The organism is Brevibacillus sp. NRRL NRS-603, assembly GCF_003013445.1.
GTDB classification, from domain to species: Bacteria; Bacillota; Bacilli; order Brevibacillales; family Brevibacillaceae; genus Brevibacillus; species Brevibacillus formosus.
On record NZ_PXZN01000058.1, the window covers coordinates 1 to 7,680 of the forward strand.

The following is a 7,680-nucleotide window of genomic DNA, read 5'->3' on the forward strand; positions in this document are numbered from 1 at the left end:
CCTGCGCAATCGCGTGAAGTATGCCAATTCCTCAAAATGTCCAAACGTGAAACAGAAGCTATTAATGGGTTGGTTGAACTTCTGACGCGATTGCAGCCGCAATGGGATGTCCCTCAAGCGATCGAGTGGGGACCACTTCTGCTTGAAGTCGGTTGGGACACGTGTAACGAGTTCTACCTTTTATTGCAAGCGTGTTGGTGGAAGGAGAGGCAATCGTTTTCGTTGCAAGATCTCCTCGATCAATACGAAAATATGCCTGTCAAAACCATCAAGGATCTGGCAATCACGGGGCTTGACCTGCAAGTAGCCATTCAGAAAAAGCCAGGCGAGTGGATTGTCCGCATCTTGCAATCGTTGCTAAGACAAACAGCTCTGCACGGTTTACCAAATACACCTGAAGCACTCGTCGAAGCTGCAAAGAAAGAGGTAGCACAAGATGAACATTAAGCAAGTCATCCTTCAAGCATTCCGTGACCAGCCGGGTAATTTCATCTCTGGTGAAGAATTAAGCCAAACATGTGGCTGCTCGAGGACGGCGGTTTGGAAACATATCGAAGAGCTGCGCCGGGATGGTTACGAGGTTGAGGCGGTACGCAAATCGGGGTATCGCCTGCTGGTTGCCCCTGACCGCTTGTCAGCAGCAGAAATCATGGCTGGACTCGATACGAAACGGATCGGTCAAAATGTCATCGCTTACGATGAAGTGGTATCTACACAACCTCTCGCACATGAGGCTGCGGCAAAAGGGGCAGTAGAAGGTACGATCGTGCTGGCAGAGCTGCAAACGGGCGGGAAAGGCAGACTCGGCCGACCATGGCATTCTCCCAAAGGAACGGGGATTTGGATGAGCTTGATCATCCGTCCTGCGATTCCGTTACCGAAGACACCTCAGATGACGTTGCTAACGGCAGTTGCTGTAGCGAAAACGATCCGGGAAGAGACTGGGCTGCCTGTCAAAATCAAATGGCCGAACGATATTTTTATCGGAGACAAAAAAGTATGCGGGATTTTGACAGAACTCAATGCTGAATCGGATCGGGTCAATTATTTAGTAATCGGAATAGGGCTCAATGCCAACAGTGTCGAAAGCGATTTTCCTTCAGACTTGGCACAGATTGCGACTTCACTTCGAATTGAATCTGGCGAGCCACTCAAGCGCGTTTCGTTTATCCAACGGCTCTGCCGAATTTTTGAAGAAGAGTACGACCACTATTTGCAGGCAGGCTTCGAGCGTGTAAAACAAGAGTGGGAGAATCATTCGTACACCATTGGCAAATGGGTGACCCTCCAGACGATTTCACAACAGCTGGAAGGTCGTGCCGTTGGCTTGGATGAAGAAGGCGTACTCATGGTCAAGGATCAGGCAGGACAGATTCACAAAGTTTATTCGGCTGATGTCAATTATCGTGCAAATGATTAAATCATTTGCTATACTCCAATTTGGAGGCTGTATCACCTCGTGAACGGTACTCCCGGAGTATTTTTGTATCTATCGTGTAATCTTAAATCAATACGTATAAGGACAAAAATCTGCTCAGAGCCTGTGTGGACCGAGACAGAAGGAATCCGCTAACGCAAAATGTCTTTTTGACATGGACAACCTTCTCCCGATTGACGCGAGAAGGTTTTTTTATTCCTCACACGATCCACGGGCTTGATGCGAAAGAGGAGCAATGAAAAATGGCACAAAACGACAGACCTGTTACGACCTCGAGTATCCGCAAGAAAAAAGAAATGCGAACCCCGATTACCATGGTGACCGCTTATGATTATCCGTCAGCGAAATTAGTGGATGAAGCTGGCGTTGATATGATTTTGGTCGGTGATTCATTGGGAATGGTCGTACTCGGTTATGACTCCACCATCCCTGTTACGATGGAGGACATGCTGCACCATACAAAAGCAGTGACGAGAGGAGCCAAGCGTGCATTTGTCGTGGCGGACCTGCCTTTTCTCAGCTATCACGGAACAGTTGAGGAAGCGGTGAAAAACGCGGGCAGACTAATGCAAGAAGGGCTGGCCAAGGCGGTCAAAATGGAAGGAGGCCGTGAACTGGCCCCAATCATTACACGCTGTGTACAAGCAGGCATCCCTGTCGTTGGACATATTGGACTTACTCCGCAATCGGTACATCAATTAGGCGGTTACAAAGTACAAGGAAGAGATCTGGAGGCAGCCAAAAAATTGTTGGACGAAGCCCTTGCGATTCAAGAAGCGGGCGCATTTGCCATTGTGCTGGAATGTGTTCCGGAAGAGGTTGCAGGCATGATTGCAAACAAGCTGGATATCGCTGTGATCGGAATCGGAGCGGGTGCGACTTGTGATGGGCAAGTGCTGGTGTTCCATGATATGGTCGGCTACGCATCGGATATCACGCCGAAATTCGTGAAGCGCTATGCAAACATTGGTGAAACTATTCGTGAAGCAGTTGAGGCATATAACAAAGAAGTTGAAGCAAGAAGCTTCCCAGGGCAAGAGCATGTCTTCCATGCATCTGAAGAAACCATCAAGGAATTGTACGGGGAAGGAGGAAAGCAGTCATGATGCAACAAGTCTCCACAATCGCAGAGATGCGCGTTCATATAAAAGAGGCACGTCGGCAAGGCAAAACGATCGGGATGGTTCCGACCATGGGCTTTCTGCATGAAGGACATCTCAGCTTGGTGAAAGCTGCCCGTGAAGTATGCGATTTGGTTGTGATGAGTATTTTCGTAAACCCGCTGCAATTCGGACCGAATGAAGACTTTGAACGTTATCCACGTGATATCGAGCGGGATAGTAAAATGGCAGAAGAAGCAGGAGTGGACCTCCTGTTTACTCCGGAAGTGAGTGAGATGTATCCGACGCCGATGCTGACCAATATTTCAGTGTCAAACGTGACGACTCCTTTGTGTGGAGCTTCTCGTCCGGGTCATTTTGATGGCGTATCGACCGTCGTCAATAAACTGTTTCAAATTGTCCAGCCTGATTACGCCTTTTTTGGACAAAAGGATGCCCAGCAAGTAGCCGTTGTGACGCAAATGGTTCACGACTTGTCGATGCCAGTACAAATCGTTCCATGCCCGATTGTCCGCGAAGCGGATGGACTGGCGATGAGCTCACGGAATGTCTATTTGTCAGCGGATGAGCGAGCACAAGCACTCGTGCTGTCACAGAGCCTAAGGCAAGCAGAAGAATGGCTGAGTGAGGGCGTGGCTCTTTCTACAATCAAGGATCGTATCACGCAAATGATTTCTGAGAAGCCCCTGGCAGATATTGATTATGTGGAAATTTTAAGCTACCCAACGCTTACACCAATTGAGCAAGAAACGGCAGGTCAGACGATCATCATCGCGCTAGCTGTTCGTTTTGGCAAAACACGTCTGATTGACAATACGATTACATCAATCAAGTAGTGATAAGGGAGGAATTGTTAGTGTTCCGCACCATGATGAAAGCAAAAATCCATCGCGCAACGGTAACTGAAGCAAACTTGAATTATGTTGGAAGTATTACCATCGACAAAAATTTGTTGGATGCACTGGATATTTTGCCAAATGAAAAAGTACAAATCGTCAATAACAACAACGGAGCACGTTTGGAAACATACGTCATCGAAGGTGCTCCAGGCAGTGGCGTCATTTGCTTGAACGGAGCAGCGGCACGTCTCGTACAAGAGGGCGATATCGTTATTATTATTGCCTATGCGATGATGACGGATGAAGAGGCAAGAACCTACAAGCCACGTGTCGCCATCATGGATGAAAAAAATCAGGTCAAAGAATTGATTGCGGAAGAAGTACACGCGACGATTCTGTAAGCGATCTGTCTGTTCCTGCATAGAGCCACCTGCCTTGTGAGACAATGAAAGTACTCATGCCTCATAGGGGGTGGCTTTTCTTGTGAAAATCGAGGACTGGTTTCACACGCTTCGGAACAAAGCGCAGACGATCGAAGAGAAGTGGCAGGAGGCTTCTGAACAAGAACGTCTTCAGCTCGCGGAACAATTGTTTCAATTGCGCCAAGTAAGTGATACAGTCGTAGACTTGTGGCTGCAATTTGAAGAAAAATTATCGAATGCGATTCGTAACATCAAGGAAATGGAAGGACAGCTTCCGGCAGAAGAGAAAAAGACGGATCAGTCGAAGGTGAATGCAGAATCGCCAAAGGTTGTTGAAACGAAAAAGACAACAGTCGGAAAAAAGAAAGATCATTCCCCGGAAACGGGTCCATACGAGCCGATTTTTCGTCGTGGGGAAGGCTTTTATCATTTGCGCATGTTTCAAGACGCAAAAAAGTGTTTTGCAGAATTAGTTAAAAAATCGCCAGACTGGGAAAGTGGGCGACTGTATTACGCCTACAGTCTCCTTTTGTGCGAGGAGAAAGAATTTGCCTTTCGGGAATTCCGTCTTCTCGCCAGAACAGCAGGTTCACCTACCATTGTGGCCATCAGTTTTAATGCTATCGGGTGTATACTTGCGGAAGAGGAGCAATGGCTAGAGGCGGCACAAGCTTTTAAGACGTCTCTCGAGATCAAGCCAGAACAGGAAGAAGCCAAATACAACCTCGCGCTATGCTATTTAAGAGATGGCGATGCACAGGAAGCTTTGGATGAATTGGAACCGTATTTAGAAAAAAACGAGCACGATTGGGAAGCGCAGATGCTATGGCTGCGTGCTGCCAAATTACTGCATACAATGGACCAGACGGTAGAATGGAGCCCGCCGAAAGGCTTGCAGCTGCCGACACGCGATTTGGACAGCGATACTCTTCAGGAAATGGCCTCTTTATACGAAACAGTGGGCAATTACCACCGGGCACAGATTTGCTATCACTTTTTGACGGAGCGTTCCCCAAAAGATGGGTGGACGTGGCATGGCTTGGCTTGGAATACTTGGCTTATTGCTGGTACGAAGCGCGCATTGACGCTCGTCAAAAAAGCGATCAGTCTTGCACCCGAAAATGACGACTTTCTTTTTAGTTATGGCTGGATGCTGTTATTTGACGGAAGGGTAGAGGAAGCAATCAAAGCGTTTCGGATCATGCTGGAGAAAAACCGAGACAATCGTCTCGGACAATCCGGGATGATTTCGGCTTACGAAAAGCTGGGGGATACACAAGAAGCAAAACGGTTGGCAAAGAATTTCCTGGAAGACGCTGAGCCATATGTACGTTCGTTAGGGTATTTTCATCTGGGGAGAATTGCCGTTGTGGAAGAAAATTGGCGCCTAGCTGAACAATATTTTCAACGGGCATTGCCATTCGCAGAACAGTTATGGGAAATCCCCATCTATCTGCAATTGTGCGCAAGCAAGCTTGGTCAATTGGAATTAGAAATGCAGACCGAGCTCGTACAGCCTTAAATGTACAGGAGAGCAGGAATATTTCCCATCGTTGCCGAATGTGAATGGGTGCGGATTGAATGTTTCCGCCCAGGTTACGAGGTGACAACGTTTGAATCGATTACTAGTTGTAGATTTTGAGACGACGGGAAGCCATCCACGCCAAGGGGACAGCATCATTCAGATTGGTGCCGTCGCAATCGATGACGGGCAGATAACCGAGAGTTTTTCCACCCTGATTCATCCGGGCCAGGATATTCCCCCGTTTATTACCCAATTAACAGGCATCACCAATGAGATGGTTGCAGATGCTCCTTCCTTGGAAGAAGTGTTTCCAGATTTCTTGCGTTTATTGGACGGGCGAGCTTTTGTTGCACATAATGCAAGCTTTGATCTCCAATTTTTACAAGAAGCCCTGCTGAGCCAGGGCTATTATGCGTTTGACGGCTACGTGCTTGATACAGTAGAGCTATCCCGCGTTCTTTTGCCGATGCAAAATAGCTACAGACTCGGAGAACTGGCGACTGAGCTGGAAATCGAGCACGATAATCCCCATCAAGCAGATAGCGATGCACTTGCTACGGCGCAGCTGTTTCTTCACCTGCTGGATATTTTAAAGAGACTGCCGCTCGTGACGATCCAGCGCCTGCAAATGCTCGTCTCTTCGTTTCGATCAGATATTGAGGTTCTTTTGCGTCAGATCGAGATGGAAAAGCTCATAGAGCTGCCAGAGCTCGATGGAGGGCCAACCAAAACGGATTCCTCAGACATGTGGGATATTTATCGCCAGCTGGCCCTGCGGAAGCGTGAAGAAAGATTAACAGCGTCTCTGAAGCGTCCTCATGTCGATGCGACAGTGACCAAAGCGTTTGCCGACCAGCTCGAGGATGTTTTGGGCGAAAACGGGCACATGCAGGCCCAAATGTCGGGGTATCAGCGTCGGGATGCTCAGGAAGCGATGATGCATGCCGTTTATGAGGCAATGGAGGATGGCGCCCATTTATTGGTAGAGGCAGGGACAGGTACGGGCAAATCATTAGCCTATCTTTTGCCGGGGATCATTTGGGCTCATCACAATCAGCAGCAGCTGGTGGTCAGTACGAATACCATTCAATTGCAGGAACAGTTATTCCATAAGGAAATCGCTACCTTGCAGGAGTCATTGCCGTTTTCCTTTACAGCTTCGACGCTAAAGGGCAGAGGAAACTACTTATGCTTGCGCAAATTTGAACAAGCCGTGGACGAGCCTGTGGAAGGAAGCAGCCAAGAAATGCGCTTGGTCAAAGGCCAGATGCTGACCTGGCTCACGCAAACCGTTACCGGGGACGTGGAAGAGCTGAGCATGCCTCCAAGTGGCCAATTGCTATGGCAACAGGTAAAAAGTGATACGAGCTCTTGTTTGAATCGGGCTTGTCCGTGGTTTAGTCGTTGCTACTATTTTCAGGCGAAGGAACGGGCTCGCGATGTCGATGTGCTCATCGTGAATCACGCCCTTTTCATCAGCGACTTGCAAGCGGAGAACAGAATTCTCCCTTCGTATGAAGTTGCCATCGTCGATGAGGCCCATCATTTGGAGGATGCAGCGACACAACATTTAGGCAAGCAGTTTTCAACCACGCAGCTTCTTTTCTTGCTAGATCGTGCATCGGTTGAAGAGAATGGGGCAATTGCCCGTTTCGCAGAAGAGTTGCAAAGCTGGATGCCTGAGGTAAAAGAAGATGTCGCCGCAAAGCTTTTGGAGCTGAGAAAACAGTCCGCTGCCTTGCGAGAGAAAGCGCAGCAATGGACACAGCTCTTGTATGCATGGGCATCAGATCGTGCGGAGGAGACAACAGACGCCGGACGTGAAACGGTACGTTATCGGATTGAATCGTTTGTAGGCAAGCACGAGAAGATACGCAAAGTAACCAAAAAGCTGATTGAAGGGATGACCGCATACGCATCGAGCATCGAGCAGCTTTTGCGAACGACTCCCCAAGAGGAAAAGCCTCCTTTTGCCATACGCAGTCTACTGACAGATTTATTTGGTCTCATCAAAGACTGGCAGACCGCCGTGGAGCTGCTTCACTTCTTTTTACTTGAGCAGGATGCCGAGTATGTGTATTGGATGGAAGTAGAGTCCCGAACAGCTCGTAAGCAGGTTCATTTGTCAGCAGCACTCTTGAAGGTTTCCGACTCACTGGCAGAACCGCTTTTCGCGCAAAAGCGGAGTCTGATCTTGACATCAGCTACTCTGACCGTTAAAAACAGCTTCTCCTACATCAAAAGTCAGTTTGGTCTCGACCAACTGCCCGAGGAACGAGTGCGTACCTTGTCACTGCCATCGCCGTTTCATTATGAGGAGCAGGGGCTGCTGTTG

7 protein-coding genes are annotated in these 7,680 nt (G+C 48.5%); all 7 read left to right on the top strand.

Annotated elements, in window-relative coordinates; translation table 11 throughout:
* Positions 1-447: tRNA nucleotidyltransferase domain-containing protein (locus C7R94_RS26745; RefSeq protein ID WP_369835028.1), on the top strand; the 447-nt coding region annotated here is incomplete at its 5' end.
* A complete protein-coding gene (locus C7R94_RS26750; protein WP_106785652.1) occupies positions 437-1,420 on the top strand; it encodes a biotin--[acetyl-CoA-carboxylase] ligase in 984 nt (327 codons plus the stop codon). The genes C7R94_RS26745 and C7R94_RS26750, both read left to right, overlap by 11 nt.
* A gap of 260 nt (positions 1,421-1,680) precedes the next feature.
* On the top strand, positions 1,681-2,544 hold the full coding sequence (panB, locus tag C7R94_RS26755) for a 3-methyl-2-oxobutanoate hydroxymethyltransferase (RefSeq protein ID WP_047069020.1): 864 nt from the start codon (positions 1,681-1,683) through the stop codon (positions 2,542-2,544).
* Entirely contained in the window at positions 2,544-3,395 is an 852-nt protein-coding gene (gene panC / locus C7R94_RS26760; protein ID WP_106785656.1) for a pantoate--beta-alanine ligase, read from the top strand. The genes panB and panC overlap by 1 nt, the downstream gene beginning before the upstream one ends.
* Before the next feature lie 20 nt (positions 3,396-3,415).
* Positions 3,416-3,799 carry an aspartate 1-decarboxylase gene (panD, locus tag C7R94_RS26765; RefSeq protein ID WP_106785653.1) on the top strand — a complete coding sequence of 128 codons (384 nt, stop codon included), beginning with the start codon at positions 3,416-3,418 and terminating at the stop codon, positions 3,797-3,799.
* A gap of 82 nt (positions 3,800-3,881) precedes the next feature.
* Positions 3,882-5,342, top strand: coding sequence for a tetratricopeptide repeat protein (locus C7R94_RS26770; protein WP_106785654.1), 1,461 nt, complete (start codon positions 3,882-3,884; stop codon positions 5,340-5,342).
* A 91-nt stretch (positions 5,343-5,433) separates the two neighbouring features.
* A partial coding sequence (locus tag C7R94_RS26775; protein ID WP_106785655.1) for an exonuclease domain-containing protein occupies positions 5,434-7,680 on the top strand: 2,247 nt, incomplete at its 3' end.

Excerpts from the sequence above, each read along its gene's own strand:
- C7R94_RS26750 (WP_106785652.1), top strand. The coding sequence starts at position 437 with ATGAACATTAAGCAAGTCATCCTTCAAGCATTCCGTGACCAGCCGGGT.
- panC (WP_106785656.1), top strand. The coding sequence starts at position 2,544 with ATGCAACAAGTCTCCACAATCGCAGAGATGCGCGTTCATATAAAAGAG.
- panB (WP_047069020.1), top strand. The coding sequence starts at position 1,681 with ATGGCACAAAACGACAGACCTGTTACGACCTCGAGTATCCGCAAGAAA.